This window comes from Kineococcus rhizosphaerae (assembly GCF_003002055.1).
Lineage (GTDB): Bacteria > Actinomycetota > Actinomycetes > Actinomycetales > Kineococcaceae > Kineococcus > Kineococcus rhizosphaerae.
Genome location: NZ_PVZF01000003.1, coordinates 366,068 through 391,992, shown reverse-complemented (window position 1 = coordinate 391,992; position 25,925 = coordinate 366,068). Strand labels below are relative to the sequence as shown.

Here is a 25,925-nt window from a genome sequence, read left to right as displayed (position 1 = left end):
CGCCCCGCGGCGGACGTCAGCGGCGCCGCGGCGCGCGGTTCTCCGAGCCGATCAGCCAGGCCTGCTTCTCCAGGCCGAGGACGAACCCGTGCAGCAGGTCGGCGGTCGAGGGGTCCTCGGCGTCGATGGGGTCGTGCACGCGGCGGATGGTGTCGACGGTGCGGCGCGTCATCGCCACGACGGCCTCGACGGCGGCCGACGTCTCGATCTCGTCGGCACCGAAGTCGCCGATGGTCGTGGTCGCCGCGACGGTCGCCGGGCGGGCGTCGGGGACGCCGCCGACGGCGCGCATGCGCTCGGCCGCGTCGTCGGCGTACGTGCGGGCGGCGTCGATGAGCTCGTCGAGCTGCAGGTGCAGGTCGCGGAAGTTCGCGCCCACGATGTTCCAGTGGGCCTGCTTGCCCTGCAGGTGCAGCGCGGTGAGGTCCACGAGGACCTCCTGCAGGCCGCTGGTGAGGCGCGAGCTGGCGTCGAAGCCCGCGACCTCCACCTGGGTGAGACCGGCGGTCTTGACGTCTTCGAGCGTGGTCACGAGTTCCTCCTGGGGTTCGACGGGTCGTGGGGCGTGGGGGTGGGGTCGGTGCACCGGGTGCACAGGCCCCACCAGGTGACGTCGGCGTGGTCGACCACGGAGAAGCCCGGGATCGACGCCGGGGTCAGGCAGGCGGTCCGGCCGACGGCGCAGGGCACGTCGACGACGGTCCCGCAAGACCGGCAGACGACGTGGTGGTGGTTGTCGTCGACCTTCGTCTCGTAGCGCGGTGCCGAGCCGGCGGGCTGGATGCTGCGCACGACGCCGGTGCGCGTCAGGTCCTCCAGCACGTTGTACAGGCTCTGCCGGGACACGGGGTTCCCGGCGTCGGCGAGGAGGTCGGCCAGGCCCGCGGCGGTCTCGTGCGGGTGGTCCTCCAGCAGCTGCAGGATCGACCGGCGCGGAGCGGTGCTGCGCAGGCCGGCGTGGTGCAGCAGCTCCTCCGTGGCGGTGCGGTCCAGCGGGCTCATGACCACGACAGTACTCCTTCTTTGGACTCTGTCAAAAGAAGGTGAGGCTTGGTTTCCGGAGGTGAGGCTCACCGGACCGGTTGCGCCGCAGAGGTGCCGGGGACGACGAAGGCCCCGCGGCGGTGCGCCGCGGGGCCTTCGTCGTCGTGCTCGGGTCAGTTCTGCGCGCCGAGCTCCTCGCGCGCGCCGTCCGCGGTCCCCGCCGCGTCCCCGTGCCCGGCGTGCCGGCCGGTGCGCGGGGTGGGGGCGTCCTCGCCGAGCGCGGCCTGGATGGAGGCCTCGTCCAGGCCGAGGTCGCGCAGGTTCTCCACCGCCGCGTCGTACGCGGCCTCGCGGCGGGCGGCCTCGGCGGCCAGGTCGAGCATGGCCTGCTGGGCGGCCTTGGCCTGCTGGACGCCGCTGCGCAGCCGCTCGGCCAGCTCGCCCGGGGCCATCGCCCCGTTCGCCGTGGGGACCGTGCCCGCCGCAGCGTCCGTGGTCCCGGTCGTGGTCCCGGTCGTGGTGCCGGTCGTCGTCCCGGTCTCGACCGGGGAACCGGCCGCCTCGGCCGGGGCGGCGGCGGCCTGCACGGCGGTCTCGGCGGTGCCGGCCGCGGCGTCCGCCTGGGCCGGTGCCTCGGCGGGCGCGGGGCCCGCACCCTTCAGGGGCAGCGACGGCAGGAACAGCACCGTGACGAACCCGGCGACCATGACGAACGTCGCCACGAGGTAGATCAGGCTCGTCGACTCGGTGAACCCGACCTTGAACGGGTGGGCCAGGACGGCGGGCAGCTGCTTGAGGACCGACGTGTCGTCGGTGGCCTTGGCCAGCGTCGCCTGCAGGTCCCCGCCCCAGCTGCGGATCGCCTGGCCGAACTCCGGGGTCCGGCTCGCCGCGCCGTAGGAGGAGGAGATCTTGTCGCCCAGGGTGGAGAACAGGATCGACAGGAAGACCGCGGTGCCGAGCGTGCCGCCCATCTGGCGGAAGAACGTCACCGAGCTCGTCGCGACGCCGAGCTCGGAGCGCTTGGCGGCGTTCTGCACGGCCAGGATGACCGGCTGCATGTTCCCGCCCAGGCCCCAGCCCATGAGCAGCATGATGATCATGGTCTGCCAGATCGGGGTGTCGGCGTTCACGCGGGAGAACAGGAACAGCGCGACGACCATGAGGCCGTTGCCGACGACGGGCAGGACCTTGTACTTGCCCGTGCGGGCGATGAAGCGGCCCGAGAACATGCTGCCGGACATGATGCCGACGACGACGGGGAGCATCGCGAGCCCGCCCTTCGTCGGGCTCAGGTCCTTCACGACCTGCAGGTACTGCGGCAGGATCGCGAAGACCCCGAACATCCCCATGCCGAGGATGAACGAGCCGAGCGAGCCGATGACGAACGTGCGGCCCTTGAACATGCGCAGCGGCAGCAGGGCCTCGTCGCCGTAGGCACGTTCGGCGAGGAGGAACAGGACCAGGCCGACGGCGCCGATGACGTAGCAGGCGATCGACTTCCCGGTGCCCCAGCCCCACTCGCGGCCCTGCTCGGCCACGATGAGCAGCGGGACGAGGGTCGTGATGAGCGTCAGCGCGCCCGGCCAGTCGATCCGGTGGTGGCTGGAGCGCTTGGGCAGGTGCAGGTTCCGCGTCACCACGATGAGGGCGAAGATCCCGATGGGGACGTTGAGCCAGAAGATCAGGCGCCACCCGGCGAAGCCCGCCACGGAGTCCAGGCCCGAGAAGAACCCGCCGGCGACGGGACCGAGCACGCTGGAGGTGCCGAACACCATCATGAAGTAGGCCTGGTACTTGGCCCGTTCACGCGGCGGGACGATGTCGCCGATGATCGTCAGCGCCAGCGACATGAGGCCGCCGGCGCCCAGGCCCTGCAGGGCGCGGAAGGCCGCGAGCTGGTACATCGACCCGGCGAAGCCGCACAGCGTCGAGCCCACGAGGAAGATGACGATGGCGGCGATGAAGAACTTCCGCCGCCCGTACATGTCGGACAACTTGCCGTACAGCGGCGTGGAGATCGTCGACGTGATGAGGAACGCCGTCGTCGCCCACGCCTGCAGGGAGAAGCCGTCGAGGTCGTCGGCGATGGTGCGGATCGCGGTGGAGACGATCGTCTGGTCCAGGGCACCGAGGAACATCCCCAGCAGCAGGCCCGAGAGGATCGCCATGATCTGCCGGTGGGTGAAGACCGGCGTCTCCGGGGTGGCCGGTGTCGAACCGGCGGTCGTGGTGCTCATGCGATCTCCTGAGGGGACTGGGCGGTGCGGAGGCTCTCGGTGCGGGCGTGCTCCAGCCCGTCGGCGAAGCGCGACAGCAGACCGGTGAAGACGTCGAGGTCGTCCTCGCCGAAGTCCTCGACGGCGCGGGCGAGGTGCTCGTAGCGCCGTTGCTTCATGGAGGCGACCACGGCGTGGCCGGCCTCGGTGACGTCCAGCAGGCTGGCCCGCCGGTCGTCGGGGTCGGGCAGCTTGCGCAGCAGCTCCCGCTTGACGAGCTCACCGGTCTGCCGGCTCGTGGTCGAGGGGTCGGTGCCCAGGCGCTCGGCCAGTGCGCTGACCCGCAGGGGACCGCAGTCGGCCAGCACGTAGAGCACGACGTGCATGGCGCGCTCGACCTCGGTCTGGCCGCGGGCGATCTGGGCCTTGAACGAGTGCAGGGCCCGCAGCTGCCGGGTGACCTGGTCGGCCATGGCGGCCACGCGCCGCTCGTGCTCGCTCCCGGCGTGCAGCGGGGTGGTCAGGTCGCTGGAGTCGACGACGCTCGTCACGAGGCGTCGACCCCCTGTCGGTGGCCCGGGGTGGGGGCCGTACGAGCGGTCATGCAGGTGCTCCACGGGTGGTTGCGGTGCGTCGGGGGCCGGGAACCCGTCGCGTGGTGTAACGGTGACCGGGGCTCCGGCGAAGTACCTCCCGGGACATCGGCCCGGGGGCGTCAGACCTGAGGCGAGAACGATGAGTGCTACATGCAACGAACAAGGACGAAGTTACCAGCAGCAGGCGCGTGTCGGGGGGTTGGAACGTGGCGATCGAGCGGGTGGAGCGGGGGCGACGGCCGTCGTCCCGGGAGTCGTCGCTGCGCGCTGCGCCGTCCGGGCTGCGCTGCGCTACGGTGGCTGGTAACCCTACGTCACGGGAGAGTCACGCAGTGTCGTTGAGTGAACGGTCGAGCGAGACGACGCTGGCGCCTGTCCCCCTGTCCTCGCGGGCCGCCCGCCACTTCGTCGCCGACTGGTGCATCGCCGAGGGCGTCATCGGCGACGTCGTCGACACCCTCCTCCTGCTGACCGCCGAGGTCGTCACCAACGCCGTCCTGCACGGGCGCAGCGACGTCCTCCTGCGCGTCGGCCGCGTCGGCTCCCGCGTCCGCGTCAGCGTCGGCGACGAGAACACCCGCCTGCCCCTGCGCCGCGAGTCCGACCCCGACGCCCTCGACGGCCGCGGCATGGCCCTGGTCGAAGCCCTCTCCGACGCCCACGGCGTCGACGTCGGCACCCTCGGCAAGACCGTCTGGTTCGACGTCGCCACCGCCTGCGGTCCCGTCCGCTCCGCCGTCCGCGCCAGCGCCTGACCCAGCGCGCCCACCGCCCGAGACCGGCGTGGACGGCGCGTCCAGGTGGGCGACCTACCCTGGAGGGGTGGCCGCACCCTCCCGCCCGGCCCGCAGCGCACCCGGACCGACGACCCAGCCCACGGGCGTCCTGCTGACCTCGTCGGCCGTCCTCCTCGCCGCGCTCGCGGTCCTGCTCACCGCCCTCGCCCTCGCCGGCGGACTCGTCCCACCCGCCATCGGAGACCCCGGGCGCCTCGTGCGCTACGGCCTGCCGATCGCCCGGACCGTCCACGACCTGTCCGCGGCGCTCGCCGTCGGCGGGTTCGCGGTGGCCACCTTCCTCCTGCCGCACCCCAGCGACGCGTGGAACCGCGCGGTCCGCGTCGCGGGCGTCGCCGCGGGGGTGTGGGCCGTCGCCGCGCTGCTCGTCCTCGTCCTGACGGCCATGGACGTCATCGGCGTCGCCCCCGGCTCGCCCGACTTCGGGGCCCAGTTCGCCCAGTTCGCCCAGTCCATCGACCTGGGCCGGGCCCTGCTCGTCACGACCGTGCTGGCCGCCGTCGTCGCCACCGTCGGGGCCGCGGCGACGTCGCCGACCGGGGCCGCGTGGGGCCTGGCCGTCGGCGTGCTGGCCCTGCTGCCGCTGTCCCTGTCCGGTCACGCGTCGGGGTCGGCCTCGCACCAGACGGCCGTCAGTTCGCTGGCGATGCACCTGGTCGGGGTCACCGTCTGGATCGGCGGCCTCGCCGCCGTGCTGCTCGTGGCGCCCCTCACCGGCCGCTCGCCGGGCACGGCCAAGGGCCGGCGCCCCGTCGACCTCACCGTCCTCGCGACCCGCTACTCCAGCGTCGCCCTGTGGTGCTTCGTCGCCGTCGCCGTCTCCGGCACGCTCAACGCCTCCGTGCGCCTCGGCGGCTGGTCGGGCCTGGCCTCGGCCTACGGCGCCCTCGTGGTCGGCAAGGTCGTCGCCCTCGTGGCGCTGGGCGCCTTCGGCGTCTGGCACCGCCGCCGGACCATCCCGCTGCTGGCCTCCCGGCCGCTCGCGTTCGCGCGCATCGCCGCCGGCGAGCTCGTCCTCATGGGTGCGGCGACGGGTCTGGGCGTGGCGCTGTCGCGCAGCCCCACGCCGGTGCCCGACGACGACCCCTCCTCCAGCGTCGCCGAGGCCCGGCTGGGGGAGGCGCTGCCGCCGAAGCTGTCCGTGGCGCGCTGGTTCACCGAGCTGAGCCCGGACCTGCTGTGGATCACCGTCGGCGGGCTGCTGCTCGTCGGCTACCTCCTCGCCGTCCGCCGGCTGCACGCCCGCGGGGACCGCTGGCCCGTCGGGCGCACGCTGTGGTGGGTCGTGGGCTGCCTGGCCCTGCTGTTCGTCACCAGCGGGGGACCGGCGGCCTACGGGCGCCTCACCTTCAGCATGCACATGCTCCAGCACATGCTGCTGACGATGGCGATCCCGCCGATGCTCGTCCTCGGGGCGCCGGTCACGCTCGCGCTGCGGGTGCTGCCCGCCCGCCGGGACCACTCCCGCGGCCCGCGCGAGTGGCTGCTGGAGGTCGTCCACTCGCGCTACCTGGCCGTCGTCGGGCACCCGGTCGTGGCGGCCGTGCTGTTCGCCGGCTCGCTCATCGTCTTCTACTACTCGCCGCTGTTCGAGCTCGCGCTGCGCACCCACGTCGGGCACGAGCTGATGATGGTCCACTTCCTGGGCACCGGGTACCTGTTCTCGTCGGTGCTCATCGGCGTCGACCCCGGCGGCCAGCGGCCCCCCTACCCGCTGCGGCTCATCCTGCTGCTGGCGACGATGGCCTTCCACGCCTTCTTCGGCGTCGCCCTCATGCAGGGCAAGCAGCTGCTCGCGGCGGACTGGTTCTCGTACTTCACCCCCGCCGCCCGGCTGCTGGCGAACCAGCAGGAGGGCGGCGACATCGCCTGGGGCATCGGGGAGGTCCCCACGCTCGTCCTCGTCCTCGGCGTCGCCATCGGCTGGGCGCGCTCGGACGACCGCGAGAACAAGCGCCGCGACCGCAAGGCGGCGCGCGACGGCGACGCGGACCTCGCCGAGTACAACGCCATGCTGCAGCGGCTCGCGGACCGGGACGGGCCCCGGGCCTGAGCCGCTCAGGCCAGCTGCACGTCCAGGGCCGCGGCGTCGATGGTCTTGGTGAACGGGCAGATGGACAGGGCCTGCTGCAGCACCGACGACGCGTCGCCGCCCGCGTCGGGCAGCGTCACGCGCAGCGCGTACCGGGCCGTGTAGCCCGGGCCGTCGGCGCTGCTCAGGGTGACGCGGGAGTCCACGCCCGCGCCCTCGGTGCTGCCGCCGGCGCTCGTGGCGGCGATGCGCAGGGACTCCAGCAGGCAGGAGCCGAGCGCGGCCGCCATGAGCTGCTCGGGGTTGGTGCCCTCCCCGGAGCCCTGCAGCACGGACGGTTCGTTGAACGCGACGGACAGCGCCCCGTCGTCGGAGGTCGCGGTCCCGTCCTGGACGGTGACGGTCGCGGTGTACAGGTCGTCGGCCATGCCCCGACGCTAGGCACTGTCCGGCGGGTCCGCGCGCCGACCGCCGTGGCGGACCCCCGGGTGATCCGCGTCACGCCGGTGTCGGATGATGGGAGCTCGCCGCCCTCCCCTGGAAAGGACCCGCGCGCTCATGGCCGAGCCCACCGACCGTCCCGCGAGCCGTGAGTGGATCGACTTCACGGTCCAGACGCTGGGGCCGTGCACGGTCGAGTCCCCCCTGGCGCCCCGGTTGCAGGCCCGCCGCACCACGCACCACTCCATCGACGAGTCCGACCGGGTCCTGTTCGACGACACCCTGTCCAAGGTGTCGCGGCGCGAGGGCGACCTCGAGGACCTGCCCAGCCTCGAACCGACCGGGCCGCGCAAGAAGATCTTCTTCGACCCGTCCAAGACGCGCGTCGGGATCGTGACGTGCGGCGGGCTGTGCCCGGGGATCAACAACGTCATCCGCGGGCTGGTCTCGGAGCTGACGACCCACTACGGCGTCCGCCGGATCTACGGCTTCAAGAACGGCTACCAGGGTTTCATCCCGCGCTACGGCCACGACGTCATCGACCTCACGCCCGAGGTCGTCGAGAACATCGACGGCGAGGGCGGCACGATCCTGGGGACCTCGCGCGGTCAGCAGGACTTCGTCGAGGTCGTCGACTGCCTGGAGCGGATGGGCATCTCGATCCTGTTCGTCATCGGCGGCGACGGCACGATGCGCGGTGCGGAGAAGATCTCCGCCGAGATCAAGCGGCGCGATCTGAAGATCGCGGTCGTCGGGATCCCCAAGACCATCGACAACGACATCCCGTTCATCGACCAGAGCTTCGGCTTCCAGTCCGCGTTCAGCGAGGCGTCGCGCTCCATCCGGTCGGCGAAGGTGGAGGCGCGCACCGCGCCCAACGGCGTCAGCGTCGTCAAGCTCATGGGCCGGCACTCGGGGTTCATCGCCTGCTACGCCGCCCTGGCGCAGAACGACGCGGACTTCGTCCTGATCCCCGAGGTGCCGTTCACGCTGGAGGGCCCGGGGGGTTTCCTGGAACGCCTGCGCGAGAAGGTCGCCACGCAGGGCCACGCCCTCGTCGTGGCCGCCGAGGGGGCCGGGCAGGAACTGTTCGAGGACAACGGGCTGCAGGACGCCTCGGGCAACAAGAAGCTCCAGGACGTCGGCATCCTGCTGCGCCAGCTCATCGCGGAGGACTTCGCCGCGCACGACCTCGAGCTGAACATGCGCTACATCGACCCCAGCTACGTCATCCGCAGCGTCCCGGCGAACCCGTACGACGCCGTGTACTGCATCCGGCTGGCGCACGCGGCCGTCCACGCGGCGATGGCGGGGCGGACGAACATGGTCGTGGGCCGCTGGCGCCGCCGCTTCGTGCACATCCCGATCTCGCTGGCCGTCTCGGCGCGCAACCAGGTCGACCCGCACGGGGACCTGTGGTGGTCGGTGCTGGAGGCGACCGGTCAGCCCTGGTCGTTCGGGGAGTTCACGGGGGAGCAGGTCACGGCCTTCGGCGGGCAGTGACCCGCACGACGTGACGAGCGGGGTGGCCCGGGGAGGTCCCGGGCCACCCCGCTCGTGCTCAGGGCGGTGAACGCTCCCGGCCCGTCGGCCGGCGCACGACGTCCGCGGAGAGCAGGACGGCGACGTCGCCGACGGGGCGGGGCTGCGGACGCGGCGGTGCGGTCTTCGTGGTCGTCGTGCCGACCGCGAGGAGATCGGCCACGATCGCCCAGAACCGCTCCTCGACCACGTCCTCGCCCCGGTCGGTCAGGACGAGTTCCACGGCAGCCCCCGTCAGGAACCGATGGCCTGCGGCGACTCGTGCCTCTTCTCGTGGTCCTGCACCGCGATGCGACGGGGTTTGGCCTTCTCGGCCACGGGGACCCGCAACGTCAGGACCCCGCTGCGGTACCCGGCGGTGATCTTCTCGGTGTCGAGGTTGTCGCCGAGGATGAGCTGGCGGCTGAACACCCCGCGCGGGCGTTCGGCGGCGATCATCTCGGCGGTCCCCTCGTGGACGGGGCGCTGCGCCCGGACGGTCAGGACGTTGCGCTCGACGTCCAGTTCCACGCTGTCGGGGTCGACGCCCGGGAGGTCGAACTCGACGACGAACTCGTCCCCGGTGCGCCAGGCGTCCATCGCCATGACGGCCGGCCGGGCAGAGGTCCCCAGCACCTGCTGGGTCAGTCGATCGAGTTCCCGGAAGGGATCAGTGCGCATCAACATGGCCACCACCTCCGTTGTGCGAGAGAGGATGCGCTCCAATCGGGCGACCGGACCGGGCCGGTGCCCACCCACTGATCTAGCACTCTCCTGCGTGGAGTGCAAGAGGTCACTTCGCCTCGGACCAGCGCTGCACGACCCTGACGTCGGCGACGAACCGGACCCCCGAACCCGACGCCCACCGCCCCGCCGTCTGCGCGAGCGCGACCTCGAGGAGCCCCGCCGCGCGGTCGGCCTCCGCGACCGGCACGTGCAGCAGGAGCTCGTCGTGCAGGCACAGCACGATCCGGCCCGCGGTGCCCGCCAGACCCGCGCGCACGGTCGCGGCCCAGGCCTTGAACAGTTCCGCCGCGGCGCCCTGCACGACGGCGTTGCGCGCGAACCGGCCGCGGGCCGTCAGCGCCGTCCCCTCCTCGGCGGGGGGCAGGTCGGAGATCCGCACGAGTCGGCCGCCGTACGTCCGCACGTCGCGGCCCTCGCGGCCGGCCTCCTCGGCCGCGCGCAGGTAGGTCAGCGCCCGCGGGTAGGCGCGTTCCATGCGCCGCAGCGCCTCCCCGGCCGCCCCGGACGTCTGGCCGTACATGGCGGCGAGCACGGCGACCTTGGCCGTCGGCCGGTCCGCGGCCAGGGCGGCCGCCACGGGGGCGTAGAGGTCGTCGTCGTGGGTGGCGGCGACGAGCCCGGGGTCCTGCGAGACCGCGGCGAGCACCCGGGGCTCGACCTGGCCGAGGTCGGCCCGCACGAGGGCGAAACCGGGTTCGGCGGCGACGGCGGGGCGCAGTTCGGCGGGCAGGTTGTGCAGCCCGGCCTGGGCCGTCATCCGCCCGGCGGCGGCGTCCGCCGCCGACCACGCCCCGCGCAGCCGGCCGTCGCGGCCCACGTGCTCGTCGAGCCACGGGTAGCCGTACGTCGTCGCGAGCCGTTCGGCCTTGCGCCACTGCAGCAGCGCGGCGACCCCCGGGTGGGCGTCGCGGAAACCCTCCAGGCGGTGCGCGCGGGTGTCGGGCACGTCGAAACCCAGGCCCCGCAACGCCGCCAGCACCTGGGCGGGGTTGCGCAGGTCGACCGTCCCCAGGTGGCGGCGGACGGGTTCGTCGCGCTCGGCCCGGGCCCGCGCCTCCTCGGCGGGCGTGCGCGGGCGCGGGCCGACGGCGGCGCCGACGATCCGCTCGGCCGTCGCGCGGTCCAGGGGTAGCCCCGTGCGGGACAGCTCGAGCGCCAGCAGCGTGGCGGCCGACTCCGCGTACCCCGTCTGCACCGGCAGCGGCGGCCCCGCGGGGGTGACCCGCCGGTCCGGCAGGGCGGCGAGGCGGCGGGACTGGGCGGCGGCGACCTCGAGGGCGAGCTCGGCCCAGCGCGCGGCGCGCTCGAGCCGTTCGGGCGGGTCCACGTCGAAGGCGCGGCCGTCGGCCCAGGTGGCGGACAGCTGCCCGTCGGTGACGGGGTCGTCGGCCGAGGCGGCCCCGTCGAGGTCGAGCAGCCCCGTGCCGTGGGCGGCCGCGGGGCGCCGCGACGGGGGCGGGGGAGCGGGGCGCCCGTGGGCCGCGGCCCAGGCGGCGGCGGGGTCCTCGCGCCAGCCGCCCTCGACGACGCGGTGCACGGCGGCCACGTCGTGGCAGCGCGCCAGGTGCACGGGGGCGATCCCGCCCACGGCCGAGGCGGCCGACCACCACGTCCAGCGCGGGGAGAACTCCGCCTCCAGGTCGGCGACCACCCGGGCGGGCTCGTCGGTGGGGACCGCCCAGCGCCGGCCGGGGACGGCCAGGCCCACGCCGCCCGGCACGACCACCAGGCCGAGGTCGGGGACGCGTCCCAGCGTCCTGAGCTCGGCCCGCACGTCCACCACCGGGCCAGTGTGCCGGGGACCTCCGACGGCGATGCCGCGGGCGGGGACGGGTGCGCCGCCGGGGGCTCACGCCGCCCGGTCGAACCCCGGCGCGGGTGTCCCGCTGAGTTCGTGGAGCTGCTCCCAGACCCGGGCGAGGAGCGCGGGGTCGGGGTGCGCGGTGTGCGGCCGGGGTCCGGCGACCTCGGGGAGCCCACGCCGGCCGTCGGCCGGGCCGAGGAGTTCCCCGCCGCCCAGCGCCGGGTCGAGCAGCCCGCGGACACCGGCCCACGCCGCGGCGTCCTTGCCCTGCGCCCACGGCGAGAACGGGTTGCGGCGCGTCTGGGTCCGGGGGTCGAAGACGCCGTCGCGGGCCGGGGTCCGCGCGTCGACCCCGACGCCGGGGAACGTGAGGACCGACTGCACGGGGTGGCCCGCCGCGCGCAGCCGCCGGTGCAGCTCGTAGGCGTAGAGCTCGGTCACGGTCTTGGCCCAGGTGTAGCTGCGAAGGAACCCGCGCTGGGGCGTCGTGACGTCCTCGACGCGGGCCTTCCAGCGGCCGACGAAACCCGTCGTGGTGTGCACGACCCGCGGGGCGGGGCCGCCCAGGGCGGGCAGGAGCGCGGTGGTCAGCGCGACGTTCGCGACGACGTGCGTCCCCAGGAGCTCGCTGAACCCGTCCTGCGTGGTGGCGTGCCGCCGGGTGCTCATCGAGCCGCCGTTGAGCAGGATCCCGTCGAGGCGGTCCAGGGCGAGCAGTTCCGCGGCGGCGCGGCGCACCGAGGCCAGCGAGGCCAGGTCGAGGACGACGGTGGTGACGTCGGCGCCGGGGACCTCGCGGCGGATCGAGGCGGCGGCGCGCTCGAGCCTGCCGGGGGAGCGGGAGGCGAGCACCACGCGCGCGCCGGTGGTGGCGAGCTGCTCGGCGGCGAAGTAGCCGATGCCGGCGGTGGAGCCGGTGACGGCGAACGTGCGCCCGTGCTGGCCGGGCAGGTCGGTGGGGTTCCAGGACACGGGTTCCTCCGGGGGACGTAGAGCGGATGAAGTATCCGTCAAGGACGCTAGCATGAAACGGATGGAGTATCCGTAGCTTGGTACGCTCCTCGGGTGAGCCCCCGACCGGACGCGGCCCGCAGCCGCGAGCGCATCCTCGACGCCGCCCGCGACCTGCCGCCGGACGACCTGCGGCTCAACGACGTCGCCCGCCGCGCCGGCGTCGGGGTGGCCACCGTCTACCGGCATTTCCCGACCGTCCACGCCCTCGTCGAGGCCCTGGCCGAGACCGACCTCGCGCGCTACTCCGAGTTCGCCCGCCGCGCCGCGTCCGACCCCGACCCGCTGGCCGGTCTCGAACTCCTCGTGCGCGAGGGCCTGGCCCTGCAACTGGCCGACGGTGGCCTGCAGGCGGTGTTCCTCGCCCCCCGGGACGCCAGCCCCGCCGTCACCGCGATCAAGGACGAGCTCGTCGCCGCGACGGCCACCGTCGTGCGCCGCGCCGTCGCCGCCGGGGTCGTCCGCGACGACCTGACCCCGGCCCGCCTGCAGCACCTCGTCTGCGGCGTCGAGCACGCCGTGCGGCTCGGCGGCGGCCGGCCGCAGGACCGCGAGTTCCACCTCGGCGCGGCGCTCGCCGGTCTGCGCACCGTCCCCTGACCCGCCTCCCCGACCCGCTCCCCGAGCCGCCCCCGACCCGCCCGTGGGCGCTCCGATGAGTCGCCGGGCCCGGCCGGGTCACCCCTGCGTGGCCGACGTGGAGACCGAGCACGTGCTGTCCGGGGACGGCACCCGCATCGCCTTCGACCGGCGCGGCGCGGGCCCCGTGCTCGTGCTCGTCGACGGGGTGCTCAGCGAACGGCGGACCGGGCCGATGCGCCCGCTGGCCGTGCACCTCGCGACCGCGTTCACCGTCGTCACCTACGACCGGCGCGGGCGGGGGGAGAGCACCGACGCGACGGGTGACGTGCGCGGGTACGCGGTGGAGCGTGAGCTCGACGACCTGCGCAGCCTCCTGGAGGCCGTCCTGGACGGGGCCCGGGACGTGGCCCTGCACGGGGCCTCGACCGGAGGGCTGCTCGCGCTGCACGCCGTCGGCGCGGGACTGCCCGTGCGGTCGGTGTCCCTGGTCGAGCCGCCGTTCGGGGCGTGCGCCACGGTGGGTGCGGGGTTCGTCGGGCGGCTGACGCACCTGCTCGACCAGGGCCGCCGGGCGGACGTCGTCACGACCTTCCAGCGGGCCGTGGGGGTTCCCGAGGAGCTCGCGCTCGCCGGCGGTCCCGCGTTCGCGCCGCACGCCCCGACGGTGGTCTACGACTGCGTCCTCACCTCGGCGCTGACGCCGGACCTCCTGCGCGGCGTGCAGGTCCCCGCGCTCGTCGTGGAGTCGACCACGACCGGCGGGCGGGTGGCGCGGTGGACGGCCGCCGCCGTCGCCGCCCTGCCCCGCGGCGAGCACGTCGCGCTCGCCGGGGTGTGGCACGGCGTCCCGGACGCCGACCTGGCGCGGACGCTCACCGCCTTCCACCGCCGCTGACCGCGGCCGTCGTGCACGCGGCGGGGCCCGGGGTCGTGGGACCCCGCGGCCGGGGTTAGCGTGCGCGGGACAGCACCGGAGAACCCACCGGAGAACCCGCCGGAGAACCCCAGGAGGAACTCGTGCCCGTGTCCGCCAGCGGAACCATCGACCTCGGTGGCAAGACCGTCCACCGGCTCGGCTACGGCGCCATGCGCATCACCGGTCCCGGCATCTGGGGCCCGCCGCAGGACCACGACGAGGCGGTCCGCGTCCTGCGCCGGGCCGTGGAGCTCGGGGTCACCTTCATCGACACGGCCGACTCCTACGGCCCCTACGTCTCCGAGGACCTCATCCGCGAGGCCCTGCACGACGGGACGGGGTACGGCGACGTCGTCGTCGCGACGAAGGGCGGGCTCACGCGCTCGGGCCCGGACGTCTGGCCGCCGCTGGGCCGTCCCGAGTACCTGCGCCAGTGCGTGCTCATGTCGCTGCGCCGACTGGGTCTGGAACGCATCGACCTGTGGCAGTTGCACCGCATCGACGCCAAGACCCCCCGCGCCGACCAGTTCGGGGTGGTCAAGGAGTTCGTCGACGAGGGTCTGGTCCACCAGGTCGGGTTGTCCGAGGTCGGGGTCGACGACGTGAAGGAGGCGCAGGCCGCGGGCCTTCAGATCGCCTCGGTGCAGAACCGCTACAACCTCGGCGACCGCCGGGCCGAGGACCTGCTGACGTTCTGCGAGGAGCAGGGGATCGCCTTCATCCCGTGGGCCCCGGTCGACGCGGGGACCCTCGCCCGCCCCGGTGGGCCGCTGGAGGAGATCGCCGCGCACCACGACGCGACGACCTCCCAGCTCGCCCTCGCCTGGCTGCTGCGCCGCTCGCCGGTCATCGTCCCCATCCCGGGGACCTCGACCGTGGCGCACCTGGAGGAGAACCTCGCCGCCGCCGACGTGGAGCTCGGCGACGACGAGTTCGCGACCCTGGAGGCCGCGGGGCGCTGACGCTCGAGCCCCTCAGGCTCCGGTCACGACGGCGGCGCCCGCGTCGTTCAGGTACGGCATGACGGAGTCGGCGTAGGCGCGCATCGTCGTCTCCTTGGCGTCGTGCTGCAGGTACAGCGCGAACTGGTCGACGCCGAGCTCCTGCAGCTCCCGCAGGCGCTGCAGGTGCTCGGCGGGGGGACCGAGGACGCAGAAGCGGTCGACGATCTCGTCGGGGACGAAGTCGGCGTGGGTGTTGCCGGCCCGGCCGTGCTGGTTGTAGTCGTACCCCTGGCGGCCGGCGATGTAGTCGGTGAGGGCGGCGGGCACCCCGCCGTCCGTGCCGTAGCGCCCGACGAGGTCGGCGACGTGGTTGCCGACCATCCCGCCGAACCACCGGCACTGGGCGCGCGCGTGCTCCAGCCCGGCGTCGCCGCCGTCGGTGACGTAGGCCGGGGCCGCGACGCAGATCTTCACGGCGTCGGGGTCGCGGCCCGCGCGCTCGGCGGCCTCCTTGACCGCCTTGATCGTCCAGGCGGCGATGTCGGGGTCGGCCAGCTGCAGGATGAACCCGTCGGCGACCTCCCCGGTCAGCTGCAGCGCCTTCGGCCCGTACGCCGCGACCCATACCTGGGTGCGGTTCGCCTCGTTCGTCGCGCGGGCCCACGGGAACCGGATGGTCTGCCCGTTGTGCTCGACGGCGCGGCCGTTGGCCAGTTCCCGGATGACGTGGACGGACTCGCGCAGCGTCGCCAGCGTGCTGGGCTTGCCGGCGAGGGTGCGGACCGCGGAGTCGCCGCGCCCGATGCCGCAGATCGTGCGGGGCCCGTACATCTCGTTGAGCGTGGCGTAGCTGGAGGCGGTGACCGTCCAGTCCCGGGTGAGGGGGTTGGTGACCATGGGGCCGACGACGATGTTCCGCGTCGCCTGCAGGATCGCGGAGTAGACGACGTACGGTTCCTCCCACAGCAGGTGCGAGTCGAACGTCCACGCGTGCGTGAAGCCGAGCGTCTCGGCCTGCCGGGCGAGTTCGACGACGCGCGCAGCGGGTGCGGTGTTCTGCAGGACGACCCCGAGGTCCACGGTGCTCTCCTTCTCGTGTTCTCGTGCAGGGTGCGCGGATCAGCGCAGGTACTGGGACAGGCCGCGGCGCACGTAGCGGCCGTGCCCCTTCGCGCCGAGGTACTGCCCGCGGTCGACGACGGTGCGGCCGCGCGACAGGACGGTGCGGACCTGCCCCTGCAGGACCGCGCCCTCGAACGCGGAGTGGTCGAGGTTCATGTGGTGGGTCGTCGCGCTGACGGTCGTCGTGGCCCGCGGGTCGTACACCACGAGGTCGGCGTCCGAGCCCGGGGCGACGACGCCCTTCTTCGGGTACATCCCGAACATCCGCGCCGGGGTGGTGGCGCACGTCTCCACCCAGCGCTGCAGGGACAGGTTCCCGTCGACGACGCCCTGGTGGACGAGGTCCACGCGGTGCTCGACGAGGCCGAGCCCGTTGGGGATCTTCGAGAAGTCCCCGCGGCCCAGGGTCTTCTGGTCGTTGAAGCAGAACGGGCAGTGGTCGGTGGAGACGACCGCGAGGTCGTCGGTGCGCAGCCCCCGCCACAGGTCCCGCGCGTGCGGTTCGTGCTTGGAGCGCAGCGGGGTCGAGCAGGCGTACTTGGCCCCCTCGAACCCCGGCGCCCCGAGGTGGTCCTCCAGCGTCAGGTAGAGGTACTGCGGGCACGTCTCGGCGAACACGTTGCGGCCCTCGCCGCGGGCGGCGGCGATGCGTTCGAGGGCCTGGGAGGCCGAGACGTGCACGATGTAGAGGGGAGTGCCGCCGGCCACCTCGGCCAGGGCGATGGCCCGGTTCGTGGCCTCCCCCTCCAGCGCGGCGGGCCGGGTCAGCCCGTGCCAGACGGGGTCGGTGTTCCCCGCCGCGAGGGCCTGCTGGACGAGCACGTCGATGGCAGTGCCGTTCTCGGCGTGCATCATGATCGTCGCGCCGTTGTCCGTGGCGCGCTGCATGGCCCGCAGGATCTGCCCGTCGTCGGACTTGAACACGCCCGGGTAGGCCATGAACAGCTTGAAGCTGCTGATCCCCTCGTGGGCGACGAGGGTGTCCATGGCCTTGAGGGACGCCTCGTCCACGCCGCCGAGGATCACGTGGAACCCGTAGTCGACGGCGCAGTTCCCCTCGGCCTTGGCGTGCCAGGCGGCGAGGGACTCCTCGACGTCCTCCCCGGTGCGCTGCACGGCGAAGTCCACGATCGTCGTCGTCCCGCCGAAGGCCGCGGCCCGGGTGCCGGTCTCGAACGTGTCCGAGGCCTGCGTCCCGCCGAACGGCATCTCCATGTGGGTGTGGACGTCGACCCCGCCGGGCAGGACGTAGCACCCGGCGGCGTCGATGCGTTCGTCGACGGTGAAGAGGTCCGCGGTGCCCGGGGCGAGCAGGGCGACGATCCGCTCGTCCTCGACGAGGACGTCGGTGGGCGTCGTCCCCGTGGTGGAGACGACCTCCCCGCCGTGGACGAGGACGCGGCTCACGGCGCGACCAGCGGGCCGTAGGCGTCGGGGCGGCGGTCGCGGTAGAACTGCCACTCGTCGCGCGCCTCGCGGACCAGGGACAGGTCCAGGTCGCGGACGAGCAGTTCCTCGTCGGTGGAGCTGGCGCGCTCGCCGACGTAGTTCCCGCGGGGGTCGACGACGTAGCTGGTGCCGTAGAAGTCGACCGCCTGGTCGCCGTACTCGTTGTCCTCGCGGCCCACCCGGTTGGGGACGCAGACGAAGTAGCCGTTCGCCGCGGCGGCGGTGGGCTGCTCCAGCTCCCACAACCGGTTCGACAGGCCGGGTTTGGAGGCGTTGGGGTTGAAGACGATCTCGGCGCCGTTCAGGCCGAGCGCCCGCCAGCCCTCGGGGAAGTGCCGGTCGTAGCAGATGGTGACGCCGACGCGGCCGACGGCGGTCTCGAACACCGGCCAGCCGAGGTTGCCGGGACGGAAGTAGAACTTCTCCCAGAAGCGGTCGACGTGCGGGATGTGGTTCTTGCGGTAGGAGCCGAGGACGGTCCCGTCGGCGTCGACGACCACGGCGGTGTTGTAGTACACACCGGGCTGCTGCTCCTCGTAGATCGGCAGCACGCTGACGACGCCGAGCTCCTTGGCCAGCGCGGCGAAACGCTGCACGACGGGGCCGTCGGCGGGTTCGGCGTACCGGTAGTACTTCGGGTCCTGGGTGATGCCGAAGTAGGGGCCGTAGAACAGTTCCTGGAAGCACAGGACCTGGGCGCCGTCGGCGACGGCCTTGCGGGCCAGCACCTCGTGCTTGTCGAGCATCTCGGCCTTCGAGCCCGGCCAGCTGACCTGGGTCAGGGCGGTGCGGACGACGGTCACGGGGTCTCCTCGCGGTTCTGGGGGTGGACCTTCTCGATCAGCAGGTACAGGGCGCCGCCGGCGATGCAGCCGACGAGCCAGGAGTAGGCGGCCAGGCCGGACAGGGCCGGCCAGAACGCGACGAGCAGGGTCAGGGCGCCCGCGGCGACGAGCGCGCCCACGGCGTTCGGGTTGACCCCGCGGCGGTAGTGGTAGCGGCCGGCGGGGTCGGCGGAGTACAGCGCGTCGACGTCGACGTGGCCGCGGCGCACCAGGTAGTAGTCCACGACCATGATGCCGAACAGCGGCCCGATGAGGGCGCCGACGCCGCCGATGAAGTAGTTCACCGCGACGGGGCTGGAGTACAGCTTCCAGGGCATGACGAGCAGGGAGACGACCGCGGTGATGGTCCCCCCGGTGCGGAAGCTGATGCGCGACGGGGCGGTGTTGGCGAAGTCGTAGGCGGGGGAGACGAAGTTGAGGATGATGTTGATCCCGACCGCCGACCCGGCGATGGCGACCGTGGCGACGAGCAGCAGGGTGACGCTGTCGATGTCCTTGACGAGTTCCACGGGGTCGGTGACGGCGACGCCGTGCAGCTTCGCCGAGGCCAGCGCGATGACCACCGAGACGAGGGCGAACGCGGTGCCGTTGACGAGCAGGCCCAGGCTGTTCCCCCGGCGGATGGACCGGGCGTCGGGGGAGTTGCGCGAGAAGTCGGCGAAGTTCAGCATCGGGCCGGACAGGAACGCCACCGTCAGGAACGCCCCGGACACGATCGCGCCGACGGTGTGCGGGCCGTCCAGGGCCGGGCCCTGGCGGTAGTTCCAGTCGATGCTCCACCCGGCGCGCCCGAGCACCCACAGGGCGAGGGCGGCGATCGCGATCCACAGCACCGGGCCGGCGACGTCGGACAGCTTCCGGACGGCCTCCATGCCGCGGTTCAGGACGGCGAGCTGGACGACCCACAGGACGCCGAAGCAGATCCAGCCCAGGCCCGACATGCCGAGGAACTGCGCCTCGGCCAGGCCGGCGGCGCCGGGGAACAGCTTCAGGGCCAGCGTCACCACGGCCAGGCTGGCGAGGTAGGTCTGGATGCCGTACCAGGCGACGGCCACGACGGCGCGCAGCAGGGCCGGCACGTTGGCGCCGTGGACGCCGAAGCTGAGCCGGGCGAAGACGGGGAACGGGACGCCGGCGCGCTGCCCGGCGACCCCCATGAGGTTGCAGCCGACGAGCAGGACGAGCAGGCCGCCGAACACGGCCGCCACGACCTGCCAGCCCGTGAGGCCCAGCACGAGCAGGCCGATGGCGAAGGTGTAGCTGCCCAGGCTGTGCCAGGCGGACATCCACCAGCAGAACAGGTCCCAGGTGCGCCACGGGGCCGAGCTGCCCCGGGGGGCGAGGTCGGCGTTGTACAGCCGGGGGCTGTAGTGCGCGGGACGGACGGCGGGGGTGGGTGGGGCGGACTCGGGTGCGCTCACGGGGCTGAGGTCCTTCCGCTGGGCGCCGCGGCGCCGACGGGTGGAGCAGGAGGTGACCTCAGTGTGTTGAGCGTGAAACCCGGTGTCCAACAGGACTTTTCACGAAAGCATCGATTCAGTCGATGTCAAATTCAGGAAACATCGACGAAACGTCTGCGTTACACGCGCACGACCTGCCGGCACACGTCGGCGAAGGCCGCCGCCCGCCGGGTGGGGCGCGCGTCCGGCGCCTGCGCCAGCACGACCTGCACCGGGGGCAGGCGCTCGGCCAGGTCCAGCGCCACGACCCGCCCCCGCGTGTGGGTGGTCCCGTGCGGCAGCCGCCGGTTCAGCACCGCGTACCCGTCGTGGGCCACGAACGAGCGCACCGTCTCGTACCCCGTCAGCCGGTGCCGCACCCGAGGGACCACCCCGACGACGTCGAACAGGCCCAGCAGGTACTCGCGCGTGTGCGGCAGGTCCAGCAGCACGAGCGGCTCGTCGGCCAGTTCCCGCAGGCTCACCGGCCGCGTCCGGGTGGCCAGCGCGTGCCGTTCCCCCACGATGACGTGCGGCGGCAGCTCCTCCAGCACCTCGGTGCGCAACCCCGCCCCCAGGCCCATGCTGTAGAGCAGCGCGATCTCGCACCCGCCCGACAGCACCGACTGGCGCACGAACTCCTGGTCGCCCTCCACGATCGAGACCTCGACCGCCGGGTGCCGGCGGCCGAAGGCCGCGACGATCTCGGGCAGGCGCAGCGAGGCGATCGGCTCGTACACGCCCACGACCAGCCGGCCCGCCGGGGCCTGGTGGTCCTGGCGCACCCGCGCCGGCAGCTCCTCGGCCGCCTCCAGCAGGGGCAGGCTCTCGTGCAGCAGTCGCAGGCCGCTCTCGGTGAGCTCCACTCCGCGGCGCGGCACGCGCCGGAACAGGGCGGTGCCCATCGCCGCCTCCAGCTGGGCGACCGCCGACGACAGCGCCGACTGCGAGATCCGCAGCCGGGCCGCCGCCACCGTCACGCTCTGCTCCTGCGCCACGGCCGCGAAGTAGCGCAGCTGCGTGAGGGTGAACTCCCTGGACACGCCGGCCGGCCGCCTCAGGCGTCCAGCAGCCCCGCGTCGTGCGCGACGATCGCGACCTGCACGCGGTTGTGGGCGCCGAGCTTGGTGAGCAGGCGCGACACGTGCGTCTTGACGGTCGCCTCGCTCATGAACAGCTCCTTGCCGACCTCGGCGTTCGACAACCCGCGGCCCACGGCCCCGAGGACCTCGCGCTCGCGGTCGGTCAGGGTCTGCAGGCGCTCGGCGGCCTCCCGGCGCCGCGGGTTCACGGCGTCGGCGGCGTAGTGCCCGACGAGGCGGCGCGTGACGGTCGGGGACAGCATCGCCTCACCCGCCGCGACGATCCGCACGGCCGAGACGAGTTCGCGCGGCGGGGTGTCCTTCAGCAGGAACCCCGTCGCCCCGGCCTGCAGGGCCTGGAACACGTACTCGTCGAGGTCGAACGTCGTGAGCATCACGACGCTGGGCGCCTGCGGGCGCTCGGTGATGGCCTTCGCCGCGGTCAGGCCGTCCATCACGGGCATCCGCACGTCCATGAGGACGACGTCGGGACGGTGCGCCGCGACGCCCTCCACGGCCTGCGCGCCGTTCTCGGCCTCGCCCACGACCTCGATGTCGTCGGCGCTGGACAGGATCATCCGCAACCCGGCCCGCACGAGGGCGTCGTCGTCCACCAGCAGGACCCTCGTGGGCCTCGCCCGCTCGTCCACGCCCGTTCCCTCCGTCACGTTCACCCGTCCTGAGAAGACCCCGACCCGGCCGGGGTGCGCACGATCCTCGCATCCGGCGGGGTCCACGCCGCGCCCGAGCCCGCCCGCGGCCGGCCGTCGGGCGCCGCCCACGGCAACCGGGCCCGCACCGCGAAACCCCCGCCCGGCTCCGGACCCGACGTCAGCGTGCCGTCGGCCAGCCCCACGCGCTCGGACAACCCGACCAGCCCCGAGCCCGCCCCCGGCAACCCCGCCGAGACCCCCGACGGGCGCGCGTTGACCACCGAGACGAGCATCTCGCGGCCCACCTCGCCCGAGACCGTGACGACCGTCGCCGCCGACGGCGCGTGCTTGTGCACGTTCGTCAGCGCCTCCTGCACGATCCGGTAGACGGTGCGGCCCAGCTCGGCCGGCACGTCCGCGTGCACGGGGACGTCGGTGCGGAACTCGGCCGACACCCCGGCCTCCCGCGTCGACTCCACGAGCCGGCGCACGTCGACGAGCGTGGGCTGGGGGGCCAGTTCGGCGGCCGAGCTCGCCGCCGACACCGTGCTCGGGGCCCGCAGGACGCCCAGCACGCGGCGCAGGTCCTCCAGCGCCGTGCGGGCCGTCTCGCGGATCGTCGCCGCCGTCGCCTCCACCTGGTCGGCCCCCACGTCGGGCCGGACCTCCAGCCCGCCGGCGTGCAGCGCCACCAGCGAGATCCGGTGCGCGAGGACGTCGTGCATCTCCCGGGCGATCCGGGTCCGCTCGGCCAGCCGCGCCTGCTCCGCGCGCAGCACCTGCTCGTGCTCGGCGCGTTCGGCGCGCTCGCGCAACGACGTCACCAGGTCCCGGCGGGCCCCGACGAAGGCGCCGACGAACACGCACAGCGCCACCCCGATGAGCCCCGTCGTGATCGCCACGGCCAGACCGTCGACCGTGGTGCGCGACGAGGACGCCACCGACGCCACGACGGCCACGCCCGAGGTCAGGACGAGCAGGCGGTCGCGGCGGCGCACCGCCAGCGTGATCAGCGCCCAGTACAGGGCCCCGTCGAACCCCAGGACGAAGGCGACGGCGAGGGAGACGACGCACAGCAGCACCGGGTGGCTGCGTCGCCACCACAGCGCGACGCTGTTCGCCACGACCACCGCCGCGCTGACCGCGGCCCCGACCCCGGTGCCCGCCAGCCAGCCCAGGCCGTCGGCCAGTGCGGGCGGCCCCTCCGAGGAGCTGCTGCTCGGGCCCACGACGACGGCGTGCAACCAGGCCAGGGCGAAGAACAGGGCGACCACGACCGCCACGACGTCCCGCACCCGGGGGGCGAAGCGCCAGCGGCTGACCCACGGGTCTGCTGGAGGGGCGACCGAGTTCACCGCCTCAGCGTAGGGAGGTGGTTGAGCGTCCGTCGTCCGCCGATCGTCCCTCGCGGCCTCCCGCGTCCGTCGCAGACGGTGGCTCCGTACGATCCCGCCGTAGCCGTAGCCGATCCCGCGCCGAGTCCGTCCCCCGATCCCCCCCGATCCCCAGGAGCCCGTCGTGACCGACGACCAGCACCCCGCCCCCTCCACCACGACGTCCGTCGCCTTCCTGGGGCTGGGCCGGATGGGCAGGGTCCTCGCCGGCCACCTCCTCGCGGCCGGCCACGACCTGCGCGTCTGGAACCGCACCCCCGGCCGCGACGGCGACCTCGTGGCCGCCGGCGCCACCTCCGCGCCCACCGCCGGCGAGGCGGTCCGCGACGCCGAGGTCGTCGTCACCGCCCTCTTCGGCCCCGACGCCGTCCGCGAGGTCGTCCTCGACGGGCTCGACCTGCCGGCGGGCACGCTGTGGATCGACATCACCACGATCTCCCCGGCCGACGCCGCCGAGCACGCCACCTGGGCCGCCGCCCGCGGCGTCGACCACGTCCACGCCCCCGTCGTCGGCTCGCTCGGTCCCGCCGCGAACCGGGCCCTCGGCGTCCTGGCCGGTGGGCCCCGCGCCGAGCGCGCCGTCCCGTTCGTCGCGCTGTGGGCCGACCCCGACCGCCTCCAGGTGCTGCCCGAGGCCGCCGCCGCCGCGACCGGCAAGCTCGTCGCCAACCTCGCCCTCGCCGTCTCCTTCCAGGGCCTGGTGGAGGCCGTGCGACTGGGCGCCTCGGGCGGGCTCGACCTCGAGCAGGTCCTGACGACCCTGAAGGGCACGGGCCTGGGGCCCATCGCCGCGATGAAGGGCCAGAACCTGCGCACGGGGGAGTTCGGCGACACCCAGTTCTCCACCGACCTGCTGCTCAAGGACACCGGGCTCATGCTCGGCACGTCCCGGTTCCCGCTGCCCGCGCTGACCGTCGCCGCCCAGGGGCTGCTCGCCGCGCAGCGGGCCGGGCACGGGGACGAGGACTTCTCCGTCGTCGCGCGCGACGAACCGCGCTGAGGGACGGGGCACCTCCCGACAGCGGGTAGACTCCTCCTGGCGGTCCCGGCGACGGGACCACTCGCTGGGGCCCCGTTGTGTAGCGGCCCAGCACGCCGCCCTCTCACGGCGGTAGCGCGGGTTCGAATCCCGTCGGGGCTACGTCGGAAGGCTCCTGGTCCACGGACCGGGAGCCTTCGTCGTTCCCGGGGCCGCTCCCCCGTGCGTCAGCCGCGCGTCGCGCCCGGGTCGGGGGTGCCGATCCGCTCGAACCGGCCCGGCCGGTCGTCCTCGGCGTACTGCCAGTACGTCGCGACCGCCTGCCCGCCGGCCGAGACCCGCGTCACGAACTGGAACCCGTCGTCGAACAGCGGGTCGTCGGCGTAGACGTCGTCCTGCGGGGCGATGCCGTCGTGCTGCCCCTCGAAGGGCACGAACCGCCACGTCCCGTCGTCCAGGTGCTGGGCCACGACGGCCTGCACCCCGCCGCTCACCGAACCGCCCCGCAGGTGCACGACCGCGTCGGGGTAGCGCCCGCCCGTCAGGTAGCGCCACTGCGCGGCTCCCCCCTCCCGCCGCGCGAGCAGGGGTTCACCGGCCTCGACCGACCCCGCGGGCCGGAAGGCCGCACCGTCCCACGCCCAGAACGTGATCCGCGTGCCGGCCCCGTCCGTCGTGCGCGCCAGGACGGCCAGGTCCGGGGAGTCCTGCCCGACCGCCGGGGCCAGCGCCGACGCCTGGGCGCCCTCGCGGGCCACGAGGGCCGACAGCGCCTGCGCCGCGGCCGGGGCGGGGGTCGGGGCCGTGACCCCGGGGGTGGCGCCGGCCGCCGGGCTGGTGCCGGGCGGGGTGCTGCTGGACGGCGGGGCCGCCGCCGGGGTCCGCGGGGCCCCGCACGCCGCGAGCGCCCCCACGAGGGCGGCGGCCGCCGCGAGCACGAACGATCTCCTGGTCTCCACGTGCAACGGACGCCGCCCGCACGGCGTCTGTTGCACGGGGCCGGGACGTCCGGCGCGGCACGCAGGAGGGGGAGCGCGATGAGCGGGCACAGGGGGGGAGCCGACGAGGCGGACGTCGTCCGCGCGCTGCAGCGCGCGGGCCACGCGGACGCCCCGGTCGACGTGCCCGCCCTCCTCGCGGGGGCGCGGGGGCGCGCCCGCACCCTGCGGCGCCGCCGGCGGGGCGTCGCCGGTGCCGTCGCGGTGCTCGCCCTGGGCGTGCCCGCCGGGATCTGGCAGTGGCCGCACACCACCCGGGCGCCGTCGGCCCCGGCGACCGCGACCCTCGCGCCCTCGCTCACGGCGGACGCGCTGCTCACCACGGCGGACGTCGACGCCGTCGTCCCCGACCTCACGCCGGTCGACGTCAGCCCGTCGGTGACCTCCGGGCTGTGCCGGGACGAGGCCTACGACGGGACGCGCACCGTCGCCGACAGCCGGTCCCTGGGCTGGGGCGGCGCGACCGACGTGCTGAGCCACCCGTTCCCCGAGTCCGTCGCCGTCGACGTCGTCGTCTTCCGCGGCGACGCCGCGCAGGACTACGTGGCGGCCACCCGGCAGGACGCGCTCGCGTGCCGGGCCGGGACGCCGGAGTCGGCCCCCTGGAGCCCCGTCGACCCCCGCGTGGACGCCGACGAGACCGTCGCCGGGTTCGCGCAGTCCTCCCTCGACACGGCGGACCCGCGGTGGCGGGTCACCGTCGTGGCCCGCCGCGGCCAGCTCGTCGTCCGGGCCACGACCGACACCTACCAGCCCACCTCGGCGGCCGCCGTCGGCCAGGCCTCGGCCCTGGCGACCCGCGCCCTCGCGAAGGCGGCGGCGTTCACCCGGGCCGGGGGTGCGGCCCGGTGATCGTCACGGACCGCGCCCGCGGGGAGGTCGCTGCGGTGACCTTCGAGGAGTTCGCCGCCGTGCGCGGCGCCGCCCTCGTGCGGTTGGCCCGCGGCCTGCTGAAGGACCCGCACGCCGCCGAGGACGTGGTCCAGGACGTCCTGGCCAAGGCCCTGCTGACGTGGGGCCGCATCAGCGCCGCGGACGACCCCACCGCCTACGTCAACCGCATGGTCGTCAATGCCTGCACGTCGTTCTGGCGTCGCGCCGCCCGCCGCGAACGGCCCACCGGTGAGCTGCCCGAGCACGTCTGCGCGGACGGGACCGGGCAGCTCGCCGATCGCGACGAGCTCCTGCGGGCCCTGCGGACCCTGCCGACGAAGCAGCGGACGGTCCTCGTGCTGCGCCACTTCGAGGACTGCACCGACGAGCAGATCGCCGACCTGCTCGACGTCACGACCGGGACGGTGCGCAGCAACGCGCACCGCGGGCTGAAGGCCCTGCAGCGCGCCCTGTCGCGCTGACGGGGCACGGTTCCT

Annotated in this window: 26 protein-coding genes and 1 tRNA gene; 10 read left to right on the top strand and 17 right to left on the bottom strand. The window is 74.2% G+C overall.

The window, feature by feature from the left end; translation table 11 throughout:
• Positions 1-16: 16 nt before the first annotated feature.
• The 4 genes from CLV37_RS09030 to CLV37_RS09015 all read right to left on the bottom strand — a co-directional run bounded on the left by CLV37_RS09030 (position 17) and on the right by CLV37_RS09015 (position 3,754).
• Positions 17-532 (bottom strand): Dps family protein, encoded by a 516-nt coding sequence (locus CLV37_RS09030; RefSeq protein WP_106209317.1) that lies wholly within the window; start codon positions 530-532, stop codon positions 17-19.
• Positions 529-1,002: a Fur family transcriptional regulator gene (locus CLV37_RS09025; protein ID WP_106209472.1), complete on the bottom strand. Its 474-nt coding sequence runs from the start codon at positions 1,000-1,002 to the stop codon at positions 529-531. Before CLV37_RS09025 ends, CLV37_RS09030 begins: the two co-directional genes overlap by 4 nt.
• 155 nt (positions 1,003-1,157) lie before the next feature.
• The gene (locus CLV37_RS09020; RefSeq protein ID WP_106209315.1) at positions 1,158-3,224 is read right to left on the bottom strand and encodes an MDR family MFS transporter; all 2,067 of its coding nucleotides are present in this window, start codon (positions 3,222-3,224) and stop codon (positions 1,158-1,160) included.
• Positions 3,221-3,754, bottom strand: a complete 534-nt coding sequence (locus CLV37_RS09015) for a MarR family winged helix-turn-helix transcriptional regulator (RefSeq protein ID WP_106209313.1) — start codon at positions 3,752-3,754, stop codon at positions 3,221-3,223. Before CLV37_RS09015 ends, CLV37_RS09020 begins: the two co-directional genes overlap by 4 nt.
• 383 nt (positions 3,755-4,137) lie before the next feature.
• Here CLV37_RS09015 and CLV37_RS09010 point away from each other — a divergent pair, with 383 nt between their 5' ends.
• Complete coding sequence (locus tag CLV37_RS09010; protein WP_170127132.1) at positions 4,138-4,554, top strand: ATP-binding protein; 417 nt, start codon at positions 4,138-4,140, stop codon at positions 4,552-4,554.
• Positions 4,555-4,621: 67 nt separating this feature from the next.
• Positions 4,622-6,649, top strand: a complete 2,028-nt coding sequence (locus CLV37_RS09005; protein WP_106209309.1) for a bifunctional copper resistance protein CopD/cytochrome c oxidase assembly protein — start codon at positions 4,622-4,624, stop codon at positions 6,647-6,649.
• Positions 6,650-6,654: 5 nt separating this feature from the next.
• Here the strand turns inward: CLV37_RS09005 and CLV37_RS09000 are convergent, their stop codons facing one another.
• On the bottom strand, positions 6,655-7,056 hold the full coding sequence (locus CLV37_RS09000; protein ID WP_106209307.1) for an OsmC family protein: 402 nt from the start codon (positions 7,054-7,056) through the stop codon (positions 6,655-6,657).
• A gap of 130 nt (positions 7,057-7,186) precedes the next feature.
• Here CLV37_RS09000 and CLV37_RS08995 point away from each other — a divergent pair, with 130 nt between their 5' ends.
• A complete protein-coding gene (locus CLV37_RS08995; RefSeq protein ID WP_106209305.1) occupies positions 7,187-8,572 on the top strand; it encodes an ATP-dependent 6-phosphofructokinase in 1,386 nt (461 codons plus the stop codon).
• Positions 8,573-8,630: 58 nt separating this feature from the next.
• Here the strand turns inward: CLV37_RS08995 and CLV37_RS08990 are convergent, their stop codons facing one another.
• The 4 genes from CLV37_RS08990 to CLV37_RS08975 form a co-directional block, all read right to left on the bottom strand.
• On the bottom strand, positions 8,631-8,834 hold the full coding sequence (locus CLV37_RS08990) for a hypothetical protein (protein WP_106209303.1): 204 nt from the start codon (positions 8,832-8,834) through the stop codon (positions 8,631-8,633).
• A gap of 11 nt (positions 8,835-8,845) precedes the next feature.
• Positions 8,846-9,277, bottom strand: a complete 432-nt coding sequence (locus tag CLV37_RS08985; protein WP_106209301.1) for an Hsp20/alpha crystallin family protein — start codon at positions 9,275-9,277, stop codon at positions 8,846-8,848.
• Positions 9,278-9,383: 106 nt separating this feature from the next.
• A complete protein-coding gene (locus CLV37_RS08980) occupies positions 9,384-11,120 on the bottom strand; it encodes a DNA polymerase (RefSeq protein ID WP_245885321.1) in 1,737 nt (578 codons plus the stop codon).
• 66 nt (positions 11,121-11,186) lie between these two features.
• The gene (locus tag CLV37_RS08975) at positions 11,187-12,113 is read right to left on the bottom strand and encodes an SDR family NAD(P)-dependent oxidoreductase (protein WP_170127131.1); all 927 of its coding nucleotides are present in this window, start codon (positions 12,111-12,113) and stop codon (positions 11,187-11,189) included.
• A gap of 93 nt (positions 12,114-12,206) precedes the next feature.
• On the opposite strand from CLV37_RS08975, the gene CLV37_RS08970 reads away from it, so the two are divergent.
• The 3 genes from CLV37_RS08970 to CLV37_RS08960 all read left to right on the top strand — a co-directional run bounded on the left by CLV37_RS08970 (position 12,207) and on the right by CLV37_RS08960 (position 14,612).
• Positions 12,207-12,752 carry a TetR/AcrR family transcriptional regulator gene (locus CLV37_RS08970; RefSeq protein ID WP_106209294.1) on the top strand — a complete coding sequence of 182 codons (546 nt, stop codon included), beginning with the start codon at positions 12,207-12,209 and terminating at the stop codon, positions 12,750-12,752.
• An 88-nt stretch (positions 12,753-12,840) separates the two neighbouring features.
• Positions 12,841-13,629: an alpha/beta fold hydrolase gene (locus CLV37_RS08965; protein WP_211298498.1), complete on the top strand. Its 789-nt coding sequence runs from the start codon at positions 12,841-12,843 to the stop codon at positions 13,627-13,629.
• A gap of 122 nt (positions 13,630-13,751) precedes the next feature.
• Positions 13,752-14,612 (top strand): aldo/keto reductase, encoded by an 861-nt coding sequence (locus tag CLV37_RS08960; RefSeq protein ID WP_106209292.1) that lies wholly within the window; start codon positions 13,752-13,754, stop codon positions 14,610-14,612.
• Between the two features lie 12 nt (positions 14,613-14,624).
• Here CLV37_RS08960 and CLV37_RS08955 read toward each other — a convergent pair whose 3' ends face one another.
• The 7 genes from CLV37_RS08955 to CLV37_RS08925 form a co-directional block, all read right to left on the bottom strand.
• Positions 14,625-15,674, bottom strand: a complete 1,050-nt coding sequence (locus tag CLV37_RS08955; RefSeq protein WP_106209290.1) for a TIGR03842 family LLM class F420-dependent oxidoreductase — start codon at positions 15,672-15,674, stop codon at positions 14,625-14,627.
• A 39-nt stretch (positions 15,675-15,713) separates the two neighbouring features.
• Positions 15,714-17,123: a dihydropyrimidinase gene (gene hydA / locus CLV37_RS08950; RefSeq protein WP_106209288.1), complete on the bottom strand. Its 1,410-nt coding sequence runs from the start codon at positions 17,121-17,123 to the stop codon at positions 15,714-15,716.
• Positions 17,120-17,968: a nitrilase-related carbon-nitrogen hydrolase gene (locus CLV37_RS08945; protein ID WP_106209286.1), complete on the bottom strand. Its 849-nt coding sequence runs from the start codon at positions 17,966-17,968 to the stop codon at positions 17,120-17,122. Before CLV37_RS08945 ends, hydA begins: the two co-directional genes overlap by 4 nt.
• Positions 17,965-19,431: an NCS1 family nucleobase:cation symporter-1 gene (locus CLV37_RS08940; protein ID WP_106209284.1), complete on the bottom strand. Its 1,467-nt coding sequence runs from the start codon at positions 19,429-19,431 to the stop codon at positions 17,965-17,967. The genes CLV37_RS08945 and CLV37_RS08940 overlap by 4 nt, the downstream gene beginning before the upstream one ends.
• Positions 19,432-19,589: 158 nt before the next feature.
• Positions 19,590-20,492, bottom strand: a complete 903-nt coding sequence (locus CLV37_RS08935) for a LysR substrate-binding domain-containing protein (RefSeq protein ID WP_106209282.1) — start codon at positions 20,490-20,492, stop codon at positions 19,590-19,592.
• A 14-nt stretch (positions 20,493-20,506) separates the two neighbouring features.
• Positions 20,507-21,181, bottom strand: coding sequence for a response regulator (locus CLV37_RS08930; protein WP_281260521.1), 675 nt, complete (start codon positions 21,179-21,181; stop codon positions 20,507-20,509).
• Positions 21,182-21,201: 20 nt separating this feature from the next.
• Positions 21,202-22,539: a sensor histidine kinase gene (locus tag CLV37_RS08925; RefSeq protein WP_106209280.1), complete on the bottom strand. Its 1,338-nt coding sequence runs from the start codon at positions 22,537-22,539 to the stop codon at positions 21,202-21,204.
• Between the two features lie 163 nt (positions 22,540-22,702).
• Between CLV37_RS08925 and CLV37_RS08920 the strand changes: the two genes are divergently transcribed.
• Both CLV37_RS08920 and CLV37_RS08915 read left to right on the top strand, forming a co-directional pair.
• The gene (locus CLV37_RS08920; RefSeq protein WP_211298497.1) at positions 22,703-23,578 is read left to right on the top strand and encodes an NAD(P)-dependent oxidoreductase; all 876 of its coding nucleotides are present in this window, start codon (positions 22,703-22,705) and stop codon (positions 23,576-23,578) included.
• A gap of 68 nt (positions 23,579-23,646) precedes the next feature.
• Positions 23,647-23,719: transfer RNA gene (locus CLV37_RS08915), tRNA-Glu, on the top strand.
• A gap of 65 nt (positions 23,720-23,784) precedes the next feature.
• On the opposite strand, the gene CLV37_RS08910 is transcribed toward CLV37_RS08915, so the two are convergent.
• Positions 23,785-24,495 carry a hypothetical protein gene (locus CLV37_RS08910; RefSeq protein ID WP_106209278.1) on the bottom strand — a complete coding sequence of 237 codons (711 nt, stop codon included), beginning with the start codon at positions 24,493-24,495 and terminating at the stop codon, positions 23,785-23,787.
• A 99-nt stretch (positions 24,496-24,594) separates the two neighbouring features.
• Here CLV37_RS08910 and CLV37_RS08905 point away from each other — a divergent pair, with 99 nt between their 5' ends.
• Together CLV37_RS08905 and CLV37_RS08900 are read left to right on the top strand one after the other, a co-directional pair.
• Entirely contained in the window at positions 24,595-25,407 is an 813-nt protein-coding gene (locus CLV37_RS08905; RefSeq protein ID WP_106209276.1) for a hypothetical protein, read from the top strand.
• On the top strand, positions 25,404-25,910 hold the full coding sequence (locus tag CLV37_RS08900; protein WP_245885320.1) for a SigE family RNA polymerase sigma factor: 507 nt from the start codon (positions 25,404-25,406) through the stop codon (positions 25,908-25,910). The genes CLV37_RS08905 and CLV37_RS08900 overlap by 4 nt, the downstream gene beginning before the upstream one ends.
• Positions 25,911-25,925: the final 15 nt, after the last annotated feature.